The sequence below is a fragment of the Thermus sp. FJN-A genome, assembly GCF_054655095.1.
This window is the reverse complement of record NZ_BAAHSC010000149.1, coordinates 1-471: the sequence shown is the minus strand read 5'-3', so window position 1 is coordinate 471 and position 471 is coordinate 1. Positions and strand designations below refer to the sequence as shown.

The window sequence follows — 471 nt, the reverse complement described above, 5'->3', positions numbered from 1 at the left end:
ACCCACCTGGCCGGGGCCGCCCTCACCGCTTCCCTCCTGCGGGGCTTCGGGGTGGAGGTGGGCCTCCTGGAGGGCCTGGCCCTGGCCTGGGGGGCGGTGATGCCGGATGTGGACACCACCACCTCCGGCCCCGGCAAGTTCCTGAGGCCCCTCTCCACCTTCCTGGAAAGGCGCTTCGGCCACCGCACCCTCACCCACTCCCTGCCCTTCCTCCTGGCCCTCGCCCTCCTCCTCCGTCCCCTCCGCCAGGCGGCCCCGGGGGCCTATGGAGCCTTCCTGACGGGCTACCTCTCCCACCTCCTCCTGGACACCATGAATGTGAACGGGGTGCCCCTCCTCTGGCCCTGGCGGGTGCAGTTCTTCTTCTTCCCCTCCCGGGAGTGGAGAATCCGCTACGCCTCCCCCCAGGAGGCCACCCTGGCCCTCTTCCTCGCCCTCTCCGGCTTCGCCCTCTGGCCCCTCTCGGGCCAG

At 71.5% G+C, this 471-nt stretch carries 1 protein-coding gene; it reads left to right on the top strand.

Features of this window, described 5'->3' with window-relative positions; all coding sequences use genetic code 11:
* Nucleotides 1-471 (top strand): metal-dependent hydrolase (locus ACYQ0J_RS00765; RefSeq protein ID WP_460170293.1); only part of this gene is annotated, 471 nt, incomplete at both ends.